This is a genomic window from Aminobacter sp. DSM 101952 (assembly GCF_001424795.1).
GTDB classification, from domain to species: domain Bacteria; phylum Pseudomonadota; class Alphaproteobacteria; order Rhizobiales; family Rhizobiaceae; genus Aminobacter; species Aminobacter aganoensis.
Window position 1 is genome coordinate 367,153 of the sequence record NZ_LMCL01000030.1, and the last position, 19,087, is coordinate 386,239.

The following is a 19,087-nucleotide window of genomic DNA, read 5'->3' on the forward strand; positions in this document are numbered from 1 at the left end:
CACGTATCTTGCTAGGCCGACAATGGCATGAACGAGCAAAGGAGCGCTTGCTGCAAAAGGTGGCATTTCGCGAAGGCTTTTCACCAAAGTTTAACCGACTGGCCCGGCTTGCGGGCCGGTGCGCAGAGGCAATCTCTCACGAAACTCGTAAGCAATTGATTTAAATTGCGAAACTGCGAGATCGCGCATTTCGCGCAGATTCGGGCAGCCGAAGTAGGCAAATAACCCTCCATTTACCATGGCGAGAACTGTTGTCGAATGTCGGCGCCGCGATCCCGATATTCGCCATGAGCCGGGGTTTCGGTCGGCTGGCTTTATTCCTTCATTAAAGGCTCGGTGCGAGTTTGGAGACCAACCAGAGAAGAGCCGCAAAGCGAGCCACGGAAGAGTGCGTAGCGTTGAGTTTTGTCATGACCAGATACGGTGAGTTTTCCGGCGCGGTCGCCGGCGGCTGTGACCGGCTGGTCCATCCGTCCATCGATGGTTCCGAACGGTCGCGCCAACGGCGCCTCGTCGGCCTGATGCTGGCGGCACCTTTCCTCGTTGCCGGTGCTGGTGTGGTTCTCGTGTCGGCCAATCTTGGCGCGGCTCCGACCTTTGCCGTCATCTTTGCCGCCTTCAGCCTGAGCTGGCTGGCGGCGCTGTTGGTTGCCGCGACTGGCAGGGGCGCTTTGATCGGTGTCGCGTCGCTTGGCGTCGGCGCCGCAACGGCTGGCGCCATCATTGCTGCCGCAGGCGGCCTGACCTCGCCGGCTGCGCTTCTTGCAGCAGCCCTTCCGCTCGAGGCGCTGTGGGTCTGGCGGACGCGGAAGGCGGCCACGTTCGGCGCGATCGCCGCCGTTGCTGCACTGTTGCTGCAAGGTTTGCTCGGCGTCATGCCATTTGCCGAAAATGCGACTGCATCGGCATGGCATTGGTTGCTGCCTGTCGCCTGGCTGACGACCTTCGTCGTTCGTGCGGTGCAATTTGCCAGCCATGGCGCCGAACAGGCGGCTGTGCCGGCCGCTCCGCTGGAGCAGGTTCTCAAGGCTGTCGTGCTGCGCGTCGCGCAGAATGGCGATGTCGTCGATGTCTCCGAGCAGGCGCGGACGTTGTTGCGCCTGCAGCCGGAGCTGCTCCTGGGCACTGCCCTGTTCGACCGCATCCACGTCGCCGACCGTGTCGGTTATCTCTGCGCGCTGGCAGACATGCGCGATGGAGCCGAATCGCGTCAGGTCGAGCTGCTTCTGCGCCTGCCCAGGCAGACCGAGAACGACGCGGGCGACAACTTCCGGCCCTTCGCACTCGAATTCATCAGGACCGGTGTCGAGTTCATTGCGATCGTCCGCAACAACGACACCGTCGCCGAACTGCGCAGCGAACTGGCCAAGGCCACGGACGCCGTGAAGAGCGCGGAACTCGCCAAGAGCAATTTCCTGGCAGCGGTGAGCCATGAACTCAGGACGCCGCTCAACGCGATCATCGGCTTTTCCGACATGCTGCTGCACGAGATGTTCGGCAAGTTCCAGGAGCCACGCCAGAAGGAATATGTCGGCATCGTCCGCGAGTCCGGCCAGCACCTGCTCGATGTGGTGAACTCGATCCTCGATGTCACCAAGATCGAGTCGGGCTGCTATGCGATCAATCCGGAGCCGTTCAGGTTCCGCGAGGCGGTGGACATGTGCGCTTCGATGATGGCGCTGCAGATCGAGGCCAAGGCGCTTGATCTGGCTGTCGAAGTTGCAGCCGGCACGGGCGAGGTCAAGGCCGACCGTCGCGCGGTGCAGCAGATGCTGATCAACCTTCTGTCCAATGCGGCAAAGTTCACCCCCGACGGTGGTCGGGTCGAGATCGGTGCCAAGCGTCTTGGCTCGCGGCTGCATTTCTGGGTGTCGGACACCGGCATCGGCATTGCCCAGGAAGATTTGTCGCGGCTGGGCACGCCATTCACGCAGATCCAGAACGATTACACCCGACGTTTCGAAGGCACGGGCCTTGGGCTCTCGCTGGTCAAGGGACTGGTCGCGTTGCACGACGGCACGATGTCGATCGAGAGCGCGCCGGGCGAGGGGACCACGGTTACCATCAGCCTGCCGATAGAAGGACCGGCATTCCGTCCGGAGCCTACGAAGGGCGAAGTGATGCGACTGCCGGCGGACAGGATCAGGGAGATGCGCAATGGCCCGCTCCGCAAAGCAAGCTAAGCGGGTCGTCGAAGAGCGCAGCCCGCTGCAGGATGGCGCGGTGGCGCTCGGCGGGATGATTGCTCGCAATCCGATGCTGGTCGGCGGTTCGACCGCCTTTCTGGTGGCGCTGTTCTACGTCTCCGCGAATGCGTTGTGGTATCAGCCATATGCGCACAAGGGTGCCTTCTTCTCCACTCGCGAGGCAGTCGAGTTCCCCGACATGGGCGAGAGCGAGGCAGAAACCACGATCAAGATCGAGCGGCCGCAGGCCGAAGTCGTGCGCCCCAGCGGCGACCCGCAGATCGAACAGATACAGAGCATCCTGAAGGATCTTGCCTTTTATGACGGCGCGGTCGACGGGCTGAACGGACCGGCGACGCGCAGTGCCATCCAGGCTTATCAGAAGAAGGTAGGACTGACGGCCACGGGCGATGTCGACGGCGCGCTGCTTGAACAGCTTGGCGCTTCCGAAACCACCGCCGGAATTGCGCCGACACCGACGCCGCGTGCGCAGGCGACGCCGGCGTCGAGCCCGCGCACCGGCGCGGCCACGCCTGCACCTGTGCGCGCCGAACCTGCGGTCAACGCCGATCCCAGCGCGCGCATCATGAAGATCCAGGCCGGACTGAAGGCCTTCGGCAACGACGGCATCGACATCGATGGCGTTCCAGGCGCCAGGACCAAGGCGGCCATCCGCGAGTTCCAGGCTTTGTTCGGCCTGCCTGAAACGGGCGAGCCCGACCCCGCCGTCTACGTCAAGATGCGTGAGATCGGCCTGACCAACTGAGCCTGACCGGTATCGTTTGGCCTGTGCGCCTTCCGAACTAGCCGCTATAGAGGCCGGATCGAAATTGCGATCGGGCCGGGCAATGCGCGTAACCACTGATTTCTGGGTATCTGCCCTGCTGCGCCGGATTTTCGGCGAAGGCGGCTTTGGCGCGATCCTCAGCCGGGGCGCACTAGAAGCCGGCGCCGTCTTCATCCTGACCCGCGATCGTTTCGGCCGCACCAGCCTGTACGGACCCGCGCCGCAGACCAGCTACGACATGGCGCGGCCTGATGAGCGCCAGTTCAGCCTGCTTGAAAGCGACGACGACGGAGCGGCGATCGACAAGCGGCTCGAGCGCGAGCGGCGGTTCGATCCGGACATTTGGGTGGTCGAGATCGAGCCGGGCCAGACCGAGATCAAGGATCTGGTGTCGCTTACGACGCCCTGAGCTGGTCGCTCTTTGATCCGGCTGCCCCTGACTTCGGCTGAAGTCTCTCGGCATTGCCGCGGATGCTGGCGCCAACTGCGGCTGCCTTCCAGTCGCGCACCCGGTCGAGCGCTACGTCGCGATGCAACAGACGATAGCGCTCAAGGAAAAGCCTGACGGCTTCGGCATGGGCGAACTGGCTGGGAAACGTCGTCGCCGCCAGCAGGAAGGCCTGTTCTTCCGACAGGTCGAGCGCCCTGAGCGCATCGATAAGCGAGGAGTAGCCCGACTTTTCCGTGATCGCACGGGCCGTCTGGAAGTCGATCTCCAGCGCGTCGGCGAGGGCGGTCTGGAAGAAGGTGCCGTTGCCGGTAAGGGCAGTCGACTTGAGCCGTTCGTAGGCCGGCCCACGCGTCTGTCCTTCGCCCGGCGCCGATTGGTGCGCTGTGTTAGGGGCCATCATCGAGCGAAGGCGGCGGCGTACGTTCTCGGCCAGTTCGCCCGGGGCTGGGATGTTCGACGCGTCCTGTGCCGCCTCGATTGTCGTCGGAGCGGTTGCCGCAGTGGCCGATGCTTGATCCTGTTCCGTCATCTCGGGGTACACCAGTCGTGGCCGTTCGAGCACGCGGATCAGGTCGGCGATCGTCTTGTTGAGGCTGGGGCGACGGGCAATCGCGCGCGCATGCGGCAGGCCGTGGCGCCCGATCAACGCGATGAGTGCGACATCCGACAACATGGGCGAACGGATCAGCAGCGGCGCGGCAATATCGACGCTTTCGTCGCTCAGGCGGCGAACGAGGCCGGGCGGCGCATATTCGGTTTCCGAAAGCGCAGCGGAGACATAGCGGCGCGCCTCCACCGACACCTTGTCGAAAAGTGGAAGGGTGAGGTCTTCAAGTTGTGCGATTTCGCGGCGCGAGGGGCGGGGCAGCGCGCAGAAGGCGGAAACCGCTGCCCGGAAGAGCCGCTCGGGCTTTCCGGTTTCGCGACCGATGGCGATTTGCCTGAAGTCCGATGCTGACACGAACGGATACGCCTGACACAACCTTGCACTGCCCTGGGATGCGAACGCTGCTGCATCCGTGCTCCCGAAGGTGAACATAAACTTAGCGAAGATTTGTTAGCGGACTGTTAACTTTGGCGTTAAGGAAGTCGTGTATTAACAAAGGCTTATAGTCAAATCGTGACGCAAGGTCCGAATTGCCCGTTTTCAGCCGGGCATCCGTGACGTGGCAATGCTGCTGCATTCACAGACCGCTCACGCCGCATGGGTATGAATGCACTGTCGAAAGCGAAACGGCAGTCCTCAATTGAAGCAAATGCAATGAAGTAACCGGCTGTTAACCCTCTACTGGCCTTATCGAGATGGAGGCGTTGCGTGCTTACTCCGGTTCAACCGAGAGGGAATCGCGAACCATGGGCAGCATAGTTTCATTCATGCCGCGTCCAGCGGCCACCCGCCGGTCCCAACATACGGCGGATACATCGGCATCCATCATCATCTTCCCCGGCGTGCGCTATGAGCGCACCGTCGACACGGCTTCGCCGCCTGGACACCGGGCGGAAGGCAGCAATCGCCGCAAGGATCCGTTGCCGCGGCATTGACGCGGAGCCGAACCGGTCACAGGCAACGTGGTTGACGCTTCCGACGGGCTGCGCGTCTACTGGATTTCACAACTGACGCCGTCGAGGAAGCGCGACACGATCGGTTTCCAGCTGTCGTCGGGAACAAATGCGCGCACGACGACAATGCCTTCGTCGATCGGCGTTTCCACGAAGATCGATTTTTCGAACTCAGGCGGCAGCTCCTTGCGCAGGTCGATCATCTGCGCCGGCGTGAGCACGACGAAGTCGAGATTGCCGTCAGTCGCGGTGCGATCGTTGAAGCTGTAGATGTTCTGGCCGCTGCGATCATAGACCGAAGCCGACCAGTAGGGGACCCTGCCGGCGTTGTCGATGCGGACGACGCCTTCGCCCAGATCGAAGCGGCAGGCGGCTTCGTAGAAAGACGGATCGAGCGATTTCACCACCGGTGCGCCGCCAATTTCCTGGTCGAGGCGGACAACCTTGTTGGGACCGGCGACCATGGCCAGGCGCGACCAGGCATCCCGTTCGGAAAAGCTGGGAACCAGCAGCAGAATGGCGATATGGGCGATGCCGGCGCCGACCAGCCCGATGGCGAGGGCGTGGAACAGCCTACGCATTGCACTGGACCCTGACGATGCGTGGCATCTCGATGCCCGACAGGCCGGTGCTGCTGGCGACGGGCGTGTCGTAGAGGGTCAGCACCAGGTTCATTTCGCCGGCGCCCGATACCGGCAGCCAGTTGCCGGGGTGCGGCCGCGCGCCGACCGCAATCTCGATGGAATTGTCGGGTTGGTGCAGAATTTCAAGAGAATGCATCGACGGATCACGGCGCATCCCCGACTTGAGCGTCATCTGCGCCTTGTCGGTTGCGTAGAAGGTCCAGAACCTGGCAACCGGCAACGATCCCTCGACGCGATAGCTGCATTCGCTTCTCAAGGTGACCCCGCCCGAGTCCCGGTCCGCGACGAAACTGAGGCCCTCGGCGCGGCCCAGCGCAAGCATGCCATCGCGCGCGACACGGGCTTTCGAATAGGGATCTGCGTCAGGGGTGCCTATGTCGGGAAAGGCGGTCCATGGGCCGACCGCGACGGCGCCGATGCCTTCCTGCGAATCGAGCACCATCGCCACGCTGGCGGCACCGCCGCCGACCGCAACCGCGAGGGCGATAACTATCAGGAGCGATTGTTTCAGCATGAGCCGCCGCAGGATGGAGTTGGCGGAGGAATATCCCGCCATGCGACCCGAAGGCAAGCCGGGAAGGGCTGCAGCCGGTGCGGGAATGATCGCTGACCCGTCAATTTCAAGCAATCACAGCGCTGAAAGCGTCTCGGGTTCGGCCGGCGGGGAGATGGCGGGCGCCTGACGGAAGACGTCCGCGATCGCACGCAATGCCCGCGTCGTCGTGCTCGACAGGACCGGAGGCCTGTCGACGGTGTCGGCTGCCGGCTGCTGGGTTCCACTCTTGGCCGCTTCCTCGGCCTTGGCGATGGTCGCCGGATCGACGAAGGGGTTCTTGATGCCGGGGATGGGCTTCAGGTCGATGTTCTGGTGGGCGTAGGCCATGAAACGCTGCCAGACCATGGCCGGCAGCGAACCGCCGGTCATGTTGTTGGTCGGCGAGAAGTCGTCGTTTCCGAGCCAGACGGCGGCCGTATAGTTGCCGGTGTAGCCGACATACCAGGCGTCGCGATAGGACTGGGTGGTTCCGGTCTTGCCGGCGGAGCGGATGTTGGGAAGTGCGGCCCGGCGGGCCGTGCCGACCTCGGGGATCTGCACCATAATCGAGTTCATCGACGCCACCGCCTGCTCGGACAGCACCCGGTGGGGCGGCGGGGCGTCCTTGCTGTAGTCGTAGATGAGCTGGCCGGAATGCGTGACCAGCTGGGTGATGCCGTGGCGGGTGCCGACGATGCCGTCCTGGGCAAGCACGCTGTAGCCGGTCGCCTGGTCCATGACCGTCAGGCCCGACGTGCCGAGCACCATGGTCTTGTGCGAGCTGACGGGAGACTCGACGCCCATCGCCTCGGTCATCGCCTTGATCGGCGGTATCGACAAATGATCCTTGGCGAGGCGCACCGGCACGGTGTTGATCGACTTGACCAGCGCGGTCGTCAGCGACATGCGGCCGGAATAGCCGCGCGTGTAGTTCTTGGGCGACCAGGCGCCCCAGCTGATCGGGCCGTCCGAGATGACCGATTCCGGCGTGAAGCCGTTTTCCATAGCGGTGGCGTAGACATAGGGCTTGAAGGACGAACCGGTCTGGCGCTGCGCCCGTGTGGCGCGGTTGAACTGGCTGGCGCCGTAGTCGCGGCCGCCGACGATGGCGCGCACGGCGCCGTTGGTCTCGATCACCACGACTGCACCTTCGGTGACGTGGTACTCCTTGCCGAACTGGCGGAGATGGAATTCGACGGATTCTTCCGCCGCCTTCTGGATGTTCATGTCTATCGTGGTACGCGCGACGAGCGAATGGATGCCCGATTTGGCCGCGATCTTCTTGACCTCGTCGAAGGCCCAGTCGAGGAAATAGTCGGGGCTCTTGCGGTCGCCGCGGTCGACGATGTCTGCGGGACGCAGCCGCGCCGACAGCACCTGGCCCTCGGTCATGAACCCTGCCTGCACGAGGTTGCTGAGAACGACGTTGGCACGGGCGCGGGCGGCCGGAAGGTTGATGTGCGGGGCGTATTTGGTCGGGGCCTTGAACAGGCCGGCCAGCATCGCCGCCTCGGCGAGGTTGAGGTCCTTGACCTGCTTGTCGAAATAGAAATCGGCTGCGGCCGCGATGCCGAACGTGCCGCCGCCCATATAGGCGCGGTCGAGGTAGAGCTGCAGGATCTCTTTCTTCGACAGGTTCGATTCGAGCCAGAGCGACAGGAACGCTTCCTTGACCTTGCGCTCGACCGTGCGCTCGTTGGTGAGGAACAGGTTCTTGGCGAGCTGCTGGGTGAGGCTCGATCCGCCCTGGACGACCGAGTTGGCGCGCACGTTTTCCGACATGGCGCGGATCAGGCCGAGGAAATCGATGCCGTAATGGTCGAAGAAGCGCCGATCTTCGGTCGCCAGCACGGCCTTGATGACGTGGTCGGGCATTTCGTCGACGGGAACCGAGTCGCGCTGGATGATGCCGCGCTGGCCGATTTCGTTGCCGTAGCGGTCGAGGAAGGTGACTGCGAAGTCGTCCTGGTTGCGCCAGTTGCCGGTTGTCTCCTGGAAGGCCGGCATGGCGAGCGCGAGCATCACCACCGAGCCGCCGGCGGCCATGGTGAACCCTTCGCTCAGGACCTCGATGATGCCGCGGCGCCAGCCCTTGACGCGGAAGCGGCGGAAGAAAATCGTGGCGTTTTCCCAGAATTGCTGCGCGCGGAAACGCAGTTCGTAGAGCGAGGAGTCGAGCCAGGCATCGAGGGCGAGCAGGCCGGCAGCCAGGCGGCCTCTTTTCTTGCGTGGTTCTACGGGATTTTCCATTCGAGACGGATCCGGCGCGTGACTGCAGCTTATATCAAAATGGGATTGCTGGCGAATTCAGGGCGCGCGTCCCTCGGCCCATGACTGACTTGTCCCCGATTTTCGACGCCGCGACAAGAGGGTGACGGACAGCATCCTGGGAAGAGAAAAAGCATCGAGATAGGAATATATTCTTGACAGCGTGACGGTGCTTTGATAGTGTCCGGATATCGTCAAAGAAGTGTAGCCAAACGGGCACACGGCGGGCGGTTTTCCCAATCATGAAGCTGGAGGTTTCGTTGGTCGCGATAGCGGACGAGCGATGGCGGGCGCTGCGCGCGCTCCATGAGGGTGCGACGGCGGACGTCGAACTCCTCTCGGTGGCAAGCGGCTATGCGGTCGCTTCGATCGAAAGGCGGTCGGCGCGGGAAGGCTGGATTGCTGCCGCCCCGGGCGACTTCGCCGAGCGGTTGGCACGGCTGGCCGATTCACTTGTCGCTCAGGTCGAGACATTGCGCCTGGAGAACGAGGACGGTTTCGACAAGGCGCAGGTGGAGATGGTGGGTTCGATCATCAGGACGGTCGAGAAGATTACCGAATTGATGCGGGGAGGCGAGGCAGCGAAAGTGAGCCAGACGGACAGAGATGCAGAAATGGCAGACGTGCTCGCAAGGATCGACCAACGCATCGTCGAACTTGCCAGAGACTATGCGCGAGTGCTTTGCGCAGCAGGGACTGACCCTGCGCCAAGGCAGGTTGATCGCGAAGGAGTGGTTTAGGTCGGCGCGGATCCAGCAATACCTGCTCGAGGCCGAACCGGCGACCTGGCTGGTGATGGGGGGACGCGGCGCCGGCAAGACCCGGCTCGGGGCGGAATGGGTCAACAGCCTGGTGCGCGGTTTTTCTCCCTTTGCATCGAGGCGGCATTCGCAGATAGCCCTGGTCGGCGAAACCCTTGCCGACGTGCGCGAGGTGATGATCGAAGGGCCGTCGGGCATCGCAACGATTTCGCGCCATGACAGGCCCCGTTTCGAACCGAGCCGCAAGAGGCTGGTCTGGGACAGTGGCGCGGTGGCGCAGATATTTTCTTCCGAAGATCCCGACAGCCTGCGTGGGCCTCAGTTCGAGGCGGCATGGTGCGACGAGCTCGCGAAGTGGAAACATGCCGATGCCTGTTTCGACATGCTGCAGTTCGGGCTGAGGCTCGGCGACAGGCCGCGCCAGGTCATCACCACGACGCCGCGACCCGTACCGCTGCTGAAGCGTCTGCTCGCCGATCCTGGTGTTGCGGTAACTCGCATGCGGTCGGACGACAACAGCGCTAACCTGGCGCCGGGTTTTCTGGGCGCGATCCGCGGCCGCTATGGCGGCAGTGTGCTCGGACGGCAGGAACTGGATGGCGAACTGATCGAGGACCGCGCCGACGCGTTGTGGTCGCGCGACATGCTCGAAGTGGCCTTTGTCGCGGAAGCCGCCGACTTGCGTCGTATCGTGGTGGCGGTCGACCCGCCGGCGAGCTCGCGCAAGACATCGGATGCCTGCGGCATCGTCGCGGTCGGGCTCGATGGTGCCGGCCGGGCAGTGGTCCTGGCGGATGCCACGGTCCAGGCGGCGAAACCGCAGGATTGGGCCGGCGCGGCAGTACGGCTGTTTCATCGGCTGGAGGCTGACTGCATCGTCGCCGAGACCAACCAGGGCGGCGAGATGGTGACGGCGGTGATCCGAACCGTCGATCCGGCGGTACCGGTAAAGGCGGTGCGGGCGAAGCGGTCGAAATGGCTGCGCGCCGAACCGATCGCGGCGCTCTATCCGCAAGGCAAGGTCTTGCATGCCGGGCGTTTTCCGGCCCTGGAAGACGAAATGTGCGACTTCGGCCCGAACGGGCTGTCGAATGGTCGCTCTCCCGACCGCGTCGATGCGCTGGTCTGGGCGATCGGCGAACTGATGCCGGACTGGTCGACCGAACCGCGAATCCGCGATTTTCTCTGAACAGGAAACGATATGGCTGTGACTTGGCCTTGGTTCTGGCGGACCGGGAAGGGTAGCGTCGTGCCCGAACGCAAGAGCGGCGCACCCACCGGGTTTGTCGCCCTCCATGCCCAGGGCGAGGCGCGCTGGACACGGCGCGACTATGCCGGGCTGGCACGTGAAGGTTTCATGCGCAACCCGATCGTGCATCGTTCGGTGCGCCTGATCTCGGAAACGGCGTCGGCAATACCCTGGCTGCTCTACGAGGGCGCCACCGAACTGGGCGACCACGCCTTGCTCGACCTGTTCGAGCGGCCGAACGAGCGCCAGGCCGGCGGCAGTTTCATGGAAGCGCTTTATGGTCACCTGCTGCTGTCGGGAAACGCCTATGTCGAAATGGTCGAGGCCGGTGGCGGTGCGCGCGAACTGCATCTGCTGCGGCCCGACCGGGTCGCCGTGGCAAGCGACGCAAGCGGTTGGCCGACGGCCTTGGACTATCGCGAAGGTGGCGCACGCCGACGCATCGCGCTCGGCCTGTCGGACCAGGGTGGCGCTGCACATCTGACGCTGTTTCATCCGCTCGACGATCATTACGGCTTCCCGCCGCTCGAAGCGGCGCTGATCGCCCTCGACACGCACAACGCGGCCGGGCGCTGGAACAAGGCGCTACTCGACAATTCGGCCCGTCCATCCGGGGCGCTGGTCTATGCGCCCAAGGACGGCGGCAACCTGAGCGACGACCAGTTCGACCGGCTGAAGGCCGAGCTGGAAGAGGGCTATTCCGGAGCGACCCGCGCCGGCCGGCCGCTTCTGCTCGAGGGCGGTCTCGACTGGAAGGCGATGGGGCTGACGCCGAAGGACATGGATTTCATCGAGGCGAAGCACTCGGCGAGCCGCGACATCGCGCTCGCCTTCGGCGTGCCGCCGATGCTGCTCGGCATCCCGGGTGACAACACCTACGCGAACTACCAGGAGGCGAACCGCGCCTTTTATCGCCTGACGGTGCTGCCGCTGGTGGCACGGACGGCGAAGGACCTGTCGGCATGGCTGGCGCCGGCCTTCGGCAGCGGCCTGCGGCTTTGGTACGACGCCGATCAGGTCGAGGGGCTCGCCGGAGAGCGCGATGCCCTGTGGACCCGGCTCGGGGCCGCCGATTTCCTCAGCGAGGACGAAAAGCGCGAGGCGGTGGGTTATCCGCCGCACGGCTGAATATTCTTCAACCTGGAACCCGAGAGATGACCGACATGTCCAACCCAGGCTGGCTGTGGCTGGCCAAGGGCGGTGGCGCGATTGCCGGCTCGGCGATCTCGCTTGCCTACATCCTGCCGCAAGGCCGGCGCGAGGCCGCCGCGCGCTTTGCCGTGGGCGTGGTCTGCGGCCTGGTGTTCGGCGGCTCCGTCGGCCTGAAGATCGCTGCCGAACTGGGCATCGAAGAACTGATCAGCCCGACCGAGATGACGATGATGGGAGCAGCAGCCGCAAGCCTGTGTGCTTGGTGGGCGCTCGGCTTTGTCATGCGCGCCTTTGAAGGCAACCGCGTCGGCCGGTGGCTCGACGACCGACGGAAGAGGAACGGCGCTGATGGTGCATGAGGCAGCAATGCGGCACGGCGAGCGGAAGCTCGTCGACCTGGTGCTCGACGAAGTCGCCGTCGACGGCAATTTCTCGGGCTATGCCAGCCTGTTTGGGCGGGTTGATCTCGGCAAGGACGTTGTCGAGCGCGGCGCCTTCGCCAAATCGCTTCGGACACGCGGCGCGGCGGGCATCCGAATGCTGTTTCAGCATGATCCCAACCAGCCGATCGGCACCTGGACCGAGCTGAAGGAAGACAGCCGCGGTCTGTTCGTGCGTGGCCGGCTGGCCAAGGATGTGGCGCGGGCCCGCGACGTGCACAACCTGCTGCGCGGCGGTGCGCTCGACGGCCTGTCGATCGGTTTTCGCGCCGTGAAGGCACGAAAGGAACAGGCGAGCGGTGTCCGCCATATCCTCGAGGCGGATCTTTGGGAGATCTCGATCGTCACCTTCCCGATGCTGCCCGAAGCGCGCATCGACACGGTCAAGGGCAGGGGGCGGCTGCCCACCACTCGACAATTCGAAGGCTGGCTCACGCGGGATGCGGGGCTGACCAGGAGCGACGCCCGGGCGGTCATCGCCGAGGGTTTTGCCAGCCTCGTGCGCAAGCGGGACGCCGCATGGGGACCTGAGAGCGGCCTCGCCGAACGCATCCGCGAGGCCACGCGCATGATCAAGCAAAAAGGAAGCAGCGTATGAACGAGACCAACGCGCCGCGCGCCCCCGAAATCAAGACGGCTGCCGGCGACAACCTCGACCTGAAGGATGCCTTCGGCGAGTTCATGACCACTTTCGAAGCCTTCAAGGACAGCAATGATGAGCGCCTGGCGCAGCTGGAAGGCAAGCTCGGCACCGACGTGGTGACCAGCGACAAGGTCGATCGCATCTCGCGTGCGCTCGACGAACAGAAGCGCACACTCGACGGCCTGTCGCTGAAGCGGCTGCGGCCGGCACTTGGGCGCGATGGCCGGTCGATGCCGAGCGAGCACAAGGATGCATTCGATGCCTACATGCGCAACGGCGACGACCGCCAGCTGCGCGCCCTCGACACCAAGGCGATGTCGTATGGCTCCGGCCAGGACGGCGGCTATCTGGTGCCGAACGAGACGGAAACCGAGATCGGCCGCCGGCTGTCGACATTGTCGCCGCTGCGTTCGATCGCCTCGGTGAGGCAGGTTTCGGCCGCCGTGCTGAAAAAGCCGTTCACCACCACGGGACCGGCCGTCGGCTGGGTTGCCGAGACGGCTGCGCGGCCGCAGACGGCGACGCCTGTCCTGACCGAGCTGCAGTTCCCAACGATGGAGCTCTACGCCATGCCGGCGGCCACGGCGTCGCTGCTCGAAGACAGCGTCGTCGATCTCGACCAGTGGATCGCCTCCGAGGTGGAGACGGCCTTTGCCGAGCAGGAAGGCACCGCATTCGTCAATGGCAACGGCGTTAACAGGCCCAAGGGTTTCCTCGACTACAACAAGGTGGCCGAGGCGAGCTGGGCCTGGGGCGATATCGGCTACCTGGTGACCGGCGTATCGGGCGCGCTGCCCGCGTCGAGCCCTTCGGACATCCTGATCGACCTCGTCTACACGCTGAAGGCAGGGTACCGGCAGAACGGCAGCTGGGTGATGAACCGCAAGACCCAGGCATCGATCCGCAAGCTGAAGGATGCCGACGGCAACTATCTCTGGCAGCCGCCTTCGGCACCCGGACAGCGGGCCATGCTGATGGGCTTCCCGCTTGTCGAGGCCGAAGACATGCCGGATGCGGCGGCTAACGCGACGCCGATCGCCTTTGGTGATTTCGGGCGCGGCTATCTGGTCGTCGACCGCACCGGCGTGCGCGTGCTGCGCGATCCCTATTCCGCCAAGCCCTACGTGCTTTTCTACACGACCAAGCGCGTCGGCGGCGGCGTCCAGGACTTCAGCGCGATCAAGCTGCTCAAATACGGCACCGCGTAAGCCGGCCAGACCGGGATATCCCTCCCGTCGACCGCTCAGTGCCGTTGCGGCCCCGGTGTCCCACCCCGCTCCGGGGCCGCTCCCTTTCCATGCCAGACACAGGTGATGAATGACCCTGATCAGAACCGTCGCGCCGGCGGTCGAGCCCGTGACGCTGGTCGACGCCAAGTCACATCTGCGCATGTCGCACACCAGCGAGGACGCGCTGATGAGCGGCCTGATCCGCGCCGCGCGCGAGGATGTCGAGCGTACGACGGGTATGGCCCTGATCGACCAGACCTGGCGGCTGGTGCTCGATCGCTGGCCGGCCGACAACTTCGTGATGCTGACGCGGCACCCGGTGCGCCAGGTGATTTCGGTGACGACCTTCGGCAGCGAGGGCGAGGCGTCGGTCGTCAATCCCGGCGACTACCAACTGGATACGCTGTCGCGGCCGGCGCGCATCCACTTCGAGCGCGCACCGCAGCGGTTGCGCACGATGAATGGCGTCGAGATCGATTTTCGCACCGGTTTCGGCGAGGCGGGGACCGACGTGCCCGATCTGCTCAAACGGGCGATACTCCTGCTCGTGGCGCACTGGTACGAGTTCCGCAGCAGCTTCGGCCCCGACGAACAGCCTGTGTCCTACCCCGGTGGATATGACCGGCTGCTGTCCGGCTATCGGGCCCGGAGGCTCTGATGCGCGCGAGCTTCATCGACCCCGGCGCGTTGCGCAGCGAATTTGCACTCGAAGAATGCATGACGACGCCGGATAGCATGGGCGGCCATGCGGAAAGCTGGGTCGAACTGGCGACCCTGTTTGCGCGGGTCGAGCCGGTTTCGGCGCACAGCCTGTTCGGCGCCGACCAATCGCTGGAGACGGCGACGCATCGAGTGACGGTGCGGTGGCGGGTCGGCTTGAAAAGCGGGATGCGCCTGCGCCGGGGCACGCGCGTGCTGGACATCGTGACCGTGTACGACCCCGACGAAACACAGCGTTACCTCGTTTGCCGCACAAGGGAGCAAGGTGCATGAAGGTGACGATGAAGCTGACGCTGGATGGGCTGAAGCGGGCGCTGCGCTGGAAGGCGCATGAACTGGCGGAGAACGCCGAACAGGGCTACCGTGACGCCATGCCTGCCGCAAGGCTGGCCGATGTGCCGTCCTTGCGGGCGCGAGCGATAAGCAAGAGGGAGCGAAACGATGACCGCCCCGGCCGCTGAGTTGCAGAAGGCGGTGTTTGCGGCGCTCCGCGGCAACGCCGCGCTGGTGGCGCTCCTGGGCGGCCCGAAGATACACGACCAGGCGCCCGCCAATGTCGGATTTCCCTACCTGACCTTCGGGCGGACGAGCGTCTACGACTGGAGCACCGACACCGAAAGCGGCACCGAACAGCTGTTTTCGGTCCATGTCTGGTCGAAGTCGCAAGGCAAGCGCGAAGCGCTCGACATCATGGAAGCGGTGCGTGGCCTGCTCGACGACGCGACGCTCAATCTGGGCACGCAGCATCTGGTCAGCATGCGGCTCGAATTCTCCGAGGCCCGGTTCGACGACCGGCTGTCGGTGCAGCACGGCCTGTTGCGCTTTCGCGCCGTGACCGAACCGGTGGCTGCCTGACGCGCGGCCTCTCCAGTATCTTTCTCAAGACATTTCAGGAGACCAACGAATGGTCGCACAGAAGGGCAAGGACCTTCTGCTCAAGATCGACACCAACGGTCTTGGCAGCTTCGTCACCGTTGCAGGGCTGCGCTCAAAGCGCATCGCCTTCAACAGCGAGACGGTCGACATCACCGATGCCGAGTCGGCCGGGCGCTGGCGCGAACTGCTGGCCGGGAGCGGCGTGCAGCGGGCGGGGGTGAGCGGCTCCGGCATCTTCAAGGATCAGCAGTCCGATGCCAGGATCCGCACCTGCTTCTTTGGCGGTGAGATCGTGAGGTGGCAATTGACCGTGCCGGATTTCGGCGTCGTCGACGGGCCGTTCCAGATCACCGCGCTGGAATACACCGGCAACCACGACGGCGAGGTGACGTTCGAGGTAGCGCTGGAGTCCGCCGGCGTCGTTGGCTTCACGGTGGCGCCATGACGGTGAACAGGCGACGCGGCGAGATTGCCGCCGAACTGGACGGCAAGAGCCACCGGCTGTGCCTGACACTGGGCGCCCTGGCCGAGCTCGAGGCGAGCTATGCCGCCGATGATTTGACTGCGCTGGTGCAGCGCTTTTCCTCCGGCAGGCTGTCCGCCACCGACATGATCCGTATCATCGGCGCCGGCTTGCGCGGTGCCGGACATCAGCTTTCCGACGACGAGGTGGGCGGCATGCGGGCCGAAGGCGGCGTCGCCGGCTTTGCCGCGATCGTGTCGGACCTCCTGACCACGACCTTCGGTGCTGCGCCCAAAGCCGAGGATGGTCGAAACCCTTAGGCGCCGCAGCGGGCACAGGTGCCGAATTTCCCTGGGACGGCGCGATGGCCACGGGGTTCGGCCTGCTGCGGCTATCGCCGAAAGATTTTTGGGCTATGACGCCGCGCGAACTGGAGCGGGCGATGAGCACTATCGCGACAGCCAGAACCGGAGCGCCGGGCAAGGCGCAACTGATTGAATTGATGAACCGGTTTCCGGATCAAACGGAGAGCCAAGTTGGCTGAGAAGGTCGAGGTCAGGATAGAGGCGGACGACAGTTCGTTCGTGGAGACGTTGAAGTCGCTGGAAAAGCTATCCGACAGTTTCGGTGCCCATCTTACCAGCGCGCTGAGGATGGCAACCGTCGGCGGCCGCGAACTCGAGGACGTGCTGCGAAACCTGGGAATGAATCTCGCTGGCATGGCGTTGGGGCACGGCCTGAAGCCGCTTCAGGCACAGGGCGCGTCTCTGTTCGAGAACTTGTTGAAAGGCCTGCAAAACGTTCTTCCCTTCGCGAAAGGCGGGGTGACTGGCGGCGTGACGCCGTTTGCCTCCGGCGGGGTGGTGTCATCGCCGACCTATTTTCCGGCCGGCAGGAACATCGGACTGATGGGCGAAGCTGGTGCCGAGGCGATCCTGCCGCTGCGCCGGGGGGCTGACGGTAGCCTCGGCGTCGCGGCACCCGGCGGCGGTGGCGCCGTCAACGTCGTCTTCAACGTCACGGCGCAGGACGCTGCATCGTTCCGCAAATCCGAAGCACAGATCACAGGCATGCTGGCGCGGGCTGTTTCGCGCGGCGCGAGAACGTTCTGAGGGAGGGATCGTGTCGGAACTGGCCAGTTTTCATGATGAGATCTTTCCGCTCGCCGTGTCTTTCGGCGCGACGGGCGGACCCGAGCGGCGCAACGAGATCGTTTCGCTGACCTCGGGGCGGGAGAAGCGCAACCTGCGTCTTTCGCAGTCGCGCCATCACTATGACGCCGGCAGCGGCGTGAAGTCGCTGGACGATCTGCACGACGTGCTGTCGTTTTTCGAGGCGCGGCGCGGATCGCTGCATGCATTTCGTTTCCGCGATCCCTTCGACATGAAGTCTTGCCGGCCTGGAGACCAGCCGACCATGCTCGACCAGTTGCTTGGTTCGGGGGACGGAACCAGGGCACGCTTCGGCCTTGTGAAAGCCTACGGTTCCGGCGTCGATGCGTACAAGCGCCTTATCGCCAAACCGGTCCTGGCCAGTCTTCGTGTCGCTGTTGCGGGCATCGAACGATTTTCGCCTGTGTTCTCGTTCGACGGCGCGACCGGCGATGTCGTATTTTCGCCTGGATCCATCCCGGGCACCGGCGCCCTCGTCACGGCAGGTTTCGAATTCCATGTGCCCGTGCGCTTCGATGTCGAGCGTTTGTCGCTGAGCCTGACGGCTTTCAAGGCAGGGCAGATCCCGTCGATCCCGCTGGTGGAGGTGCGCCTGTGACCATGCCCGTGGAACTGGCCGATCATCTCGGCCGAGCCGTGACCAGCGTCTGCCATTGCTGGCGACTTACCAGGAAAGATGGTGTCGTCAGCGGTTACACCGACCACGATCGGCCGCTTGCATTCGACGGCACGACCTTTGAGCCTGGATCCGGGTTGAGCGCCAGCGAAGCGCGCAGCTCACTCGGCCTTGCGGTCGACACGGTCGATGTCGAGGGCGCACTGAGTTCGGACCGGATCCGCGACGAGGACATCGCAGCCGGACTGTACGACAGCGCGACCGTCGAGACGTTCCTGGTCAACTGGATGGCCCCCGGGCAATTTGCACTGCTGCGGACGGCGACCGTGGGTAAGATCACCCGGAGCGACCAGCGCTTCGTTGCCGAACTGGAGAGCGCCACGCACGCGCTCGACCAGGTGCGGGGGCGCTATGTCAGCCGCTCATGCGACGCCGAACTAGGCGACCAGCGCTGCGGCGTGGCGCTGAACCAGCCTCAGTTTTCGGGCAGCGGGACGGTCTTGGCCGCTGCCGAGCCGGACATGCTGACCGTTTCGGGATTGAATGGTTTTGCGCCGGGATGGTTCGGGCACGGCACGTTGACCTGGACCAGCGGGACCAGAGCCGGCCGCAGCGAAAGGATCGTCGACCATCGTCGGGATGGTTTGGGCGTGACGCTCGTCATGGGGTCGCATGCCGGTTCCCCGGCGTCGGCGGGAGATGGCTTCTCGGTTCGCGCCGGTTGCGACAAGACGTTCGCGACCTGCAAGGCGAAATTCTCCAACGCGCTGAGTTTCCGCGGGTTTCCGCATCTGCCTGGCAATGATGCCGGTTATGCCTACGTCACGGAGGGCAGCAATTTCGATGGCGGGCCGGTCGTGTCATGAGCGGGAATGCTGGCAGGGACCGTATTGCCGCGTCTGTCGTTTCGGCGGCGTTGGAATGGGTCGGCACGCCCTACAGGCATCAGGGCAGCCGCAAAGGCGTGGCCTGCGATTGCCTGGGACTGGTGCATGGCGTGTGGCGTGACATCTACGGGCGTGAACTGGAGCCTCCGGGACCTTATGCCCCCGACTGGGCCGAAGCCACCGAACAGGAGCGCTTGCTCGAGGGGTTGCGCCGGCATTTCGAGGACAAGCCGATCTCGGCCATGGCTGCCGGCGATCTCATCGTGTTCCGGTGGCGGCCGCATCTGCCAGCCAAGCACGCGGCGATCCTGATCGAACCGGATAACTTCGTGCATGCCTATCAGGACCACGGCGTAACGCTGACACGGCTGGTGCCGCAGTGGCGCCGCCGCATCGCCGCTGCCTTTGCCTTTCCATGTCTGACATAGCCGATTAGCGGAGACCGCCG

General features: G+C 64.5%; 24 protein-coding genes. 20 read left to right on the top strand and 4 right to left on the bottom strand.

The features are described from left to right. Positions 1-410: 410 nt before the first annotated feature. The 3 genes from ASC75_RS18220 (at position 411) to ASC75_RS18230 (ending at position 3,382) form a co-directional block, all read left to right on the top strand. Entirely contained in the window at positions 411-2,183 is a 1,773-nt protein-coding gene (locus tag ASC75_RS18220) for a HAMP domain-containing sensor histidine kinase (RefSeq protein WP_156381310.1), read from the top strand. After that, a complete protein-coding gene (locus ASC75_RS18225) occupies positions 2,158-2,952 on the top strand; it encodes a peptidoglycan-binding protein (RefSeq protein WP_055978382.1) in 795 nt (264 codons plus the stop codon). Before ASC75_RS18220 ends, ASC75_RS18225 begins: the two co-directional genes overlap by 26 nt. Before the next feature lie 82 nt (positions 2,953-3,034). Continuing rightward, positions 3,035-3,382, top strand: a complete 348-nt coding sequence (locus ASC75_RS18230) for a DUF1491 family protein (protein ID WP_055978383.1) — start codon at positions 3,035-3,037, stop codon at positions 3,380-3,382. Here ASC75_RS18230 and ASC75_RS18235 read toward each other — a convergent pair. The 4 genes from ASC75_RS18235 to ASC75_RS18250 form a co-directional block, all read right to left on the bottom strand. Next, on the bottom strand, positions 3,369-4,385 hold the full coding sequence (locus ASC75_RS18235) for a hypothetical protein (RefSeq protein WP_055978465.1): 1,017 nt from the start codon (positions 4,383-4,385) through the stop codon (positions 3,369-3,371). The genes ASC75_RS18230 and ASC75_RS18235 overlap by 14 nt on opposite strands. Before the next feature lie 637 nt (positions 4,386-5,022). Then, positions 5,023-5,565, bottom strand: coding sequence for a DUF1254 domain-containing protein (locus ASC75_RS18240; protein ID WP_055978384.1), 543 nt, complete (start codon positions 5,563-5,565; stop codon positions 5,023-5,025). Continuing rightward, positions 5,558-6,142: a DUF1214 domain-containing protein gene (locus tag ASC75_RS18245; RefSeq protein ID WP_055978466.1), complete on the bottom strand. Its 585-nt coding sequence runs from the start codon at positions 6,140-6,142 to the stop codon at positions 5,558-5,560. Before ASC75_RS18245 ends, ASC75_RS18240 begins: the two co-directional genes overlap by 8 nt. Positions 6,143-6,256: 114 nt before the next feature. Then, positions 6,257-8,413, bottom strand: coding sequence for a PBP1A family penicillin-binding protein (locus ASC75_RS18250; RefSeq protein WP_055978385.1), 2,157 nt, complete (start codon positions 8,411-8,413; stop codon positions 6,257-6,259). 260 nt (positions 8,414-8,673) lie between these two features. On the opposite strand from ASC75_RS18250, the gene ASC75_RS18255 reads away from it, so the two are divergent. The 17 genes from ASC75_RS18255 to ASC75_RS18335 all read left to right on the top strand — a co-directional run bounded on the left by ASC75_RS18255 (position 8,674) and on the right by ASC75_RS18335 (position 19,067). After that, a complete protein-coding gene (locus ASC75_RS18255; RefSeq protein WP_055978386.1) occupies positions 8,674-9,171 on the top strand; it encodes a hypothetical protein in 498 nt (165 codons plus the stop codon). Further along, the gene (locus ASC75_RS18260) at positions 9,101-10,381 is read left to right on the top strand and encodes a terminase family protein (RefSeq protein WP_055978387.1); all 1,281 of its coding nucleotides are present in this window, start codon (positions 9,101-9,103) and stop codon (positions 10,379-10,381) included. Before ASC75_RS18255 ends, ASC75_RS18260 begins: the two co-directional genes overlap by 71 nt. Positions 10,382-10,393: 12 nt before the next feature. After that, entirely contained in the window at positions 10,394-11,569 is a 1,176-nt protein-coding gene (locus tag ASC75_RS18265; RefSeq protein ID WP_082496651.1) for a phage portal protein, read from the top strand. Between the two features lie 26 nt (positions 11,570-11,595). Continuing rightward, complete coding sequence (locus tag ASC75_RS18270) at positions 11,596-11,952, top strand: DUF6107 family protein (protein ID WP_055978389.1); 357 nt, start codon at positions 11,596-11,598, stop codon at positions 11,950-11,952. A 7-nt stretch (positions 11,953-11,959) separates the two neighbouring features. Further along, positions 11,960-12,631: an HK97 family phage prohead protease gene (locus ASC75_RS18275; protein WP_055978390.1), complete on the top strand. Its 672-nt coding sequence runs from the start codon at positions 11,960-11,962 to the stop codon at positions 12,629-12,631. Continuing rightward, on the top strand, positions 12,628-13,884 hold the full coding sequence (locus ASC75_RS18280; RefSeq protein WP_055978391.1) for a phage major capsid protein: 1,257 nt from the start codon (positions 12,628-12,630) through the stop codon (positions 13,882-13,884). The genes ASC75_RS18275 and ASC75_RS18280 overlap by 4 nt, the downstream gene beginning before the upstream one ends. A gap of 109 nt (positions 13,885-13,993) precedes the next feature. Next, a complete protein-coding gene (locus tag ASC75_RS18285; RefSeq protein WP_055978392.1) occupies positions 13,994-14,563 on the top strand; it encodes a head-tail connector protein in 570 nt (189 codons plus the stop codon). After that, positions 14,563-14,898 (top strand): phage head closure protein, encoded by a 336-nt coding sequence (locus tag ASC75_RS18290; protein WP_055978393.1) that lies wholly within the window; start codon positions 14,563-14,565, stop codon positions 14,896-14,898. The genes ASC75_RS18285 and ASC75_RS18290 overlap by 1 nt, the downstream gene beginning before the upstream one ends. Beyond that, the gene (locus ASC75_RS18295; RefSeq protein ID WP_055978394.1) at positions 14,895-15,086 is read left to right on the top strand and encodes a hypothetical protein; all 192 of its coding nucleotides are present in this window, start codon (positions 14,895-14,897) and stop codon (positions 15,084-15,086) included. Before ASC75_RS18290 ends, ASC75_RS18295 begins: the two co-directional genes overlap by 4 nt. Then, entirely contained in the window at positions 15,067-15,480 is a 414-nt protein-coding gene (locus tag ASC75_RS18300; RefSeq protein ID WP_055978395.1) for a DUF3168 domain-containing protein, read from the top strand. The genes ASC75_RS18295 and ASC75_RS18300 overlap by 20 nt, the downstream gene beginning before the upstream one ends. 49 nt (positions 15,481-15,529) lie before the next feature. Continuing rightward, positions 15,530-15,946, top strand: a complete 417-nt coding sequence (locus ASC75_RS18305; protein WP_055978396.1) for a phage major tail protein, TP901-1 family — start codon at positions 15,530-15,532, stop codon at positions 15,944-15,946. Continuing rightward, a complete protein-coding gene (locus ASC75_RS18310) occupies positions 15,943-16,284 on the top strand; it encodes a gene transfer agent family protein (RefSeq protein ID WP_055978397.1) in 342 nt (113 codons plus the stop codon). The genes ASC75_RS18305 and ASC75_RS18310 overlap by 4 nt, the downstream gene beginning before the upstream one ends. A 44-nt stretch (positions 16,285-16,328) precedes the next feature. After that, on the top strand, positions 16,329-16,508 hold the full coding sequence (locus ASC75_RS18315; protein ID WP_055978398.1) for a phage tail assembly chaperone: 180 nt from the start codon (positions 16,329-16,331) through the stop codon (positions 16,506-16,508). Then, positions 16,501-17,076 (top strand): phage tail tape measure protein, encoded by a 576-nt coding sequence (locus ASC75_RS18320; RefSeq protein ID WP_055978399.1) that lies wholly within the window; start codon positions 16,501-16,503, stop codon positions 17,074-17,076. Before ASC75_RS18315 ends, ASC75_RS18320 begins: the two co-directional genes overlap by 8 nt. Positions 17,077-17,095: 19 nt before the next feature. Further along, positions 17,096-17,734, top strand: a complete 639-nt coding sequence (locus ASC75_RS18325) for a DUF2460 domain-containing protein (protein WP_055978467.1) — start codon at positions 17,096-17,098, stop codon at positions 17,732-17,734. 2 nt (positions 17,735-17,736) lie between these two features. After that, a complete protein-coding gene (locus ASC75_RS18330) occupies positions 17,737-18,618 on the top strand; it encodes a DUF2163 domain-containing protein (protein ID WP_055978468.1) in 882 nt (293 codons plus the stop codon). After that, the gene (locus ASC75_RS18335; protein ID WP_055978400.1) at positions 18,615-19,067 is read left to right on the top strand and encodes an NlpC/P60 family protein; all 453 of its coding nucleotides are present in this window, start codon (positions 18,615-18,617) and stop codon (positions 19,065-19,067) included. Before ASC75_RS18330 ends, ASC75_RS18335 begins: the two co-directional genes overlap by 4 nt. Positions 19,068-19,087: the final 20 nt, after the last annotated feature.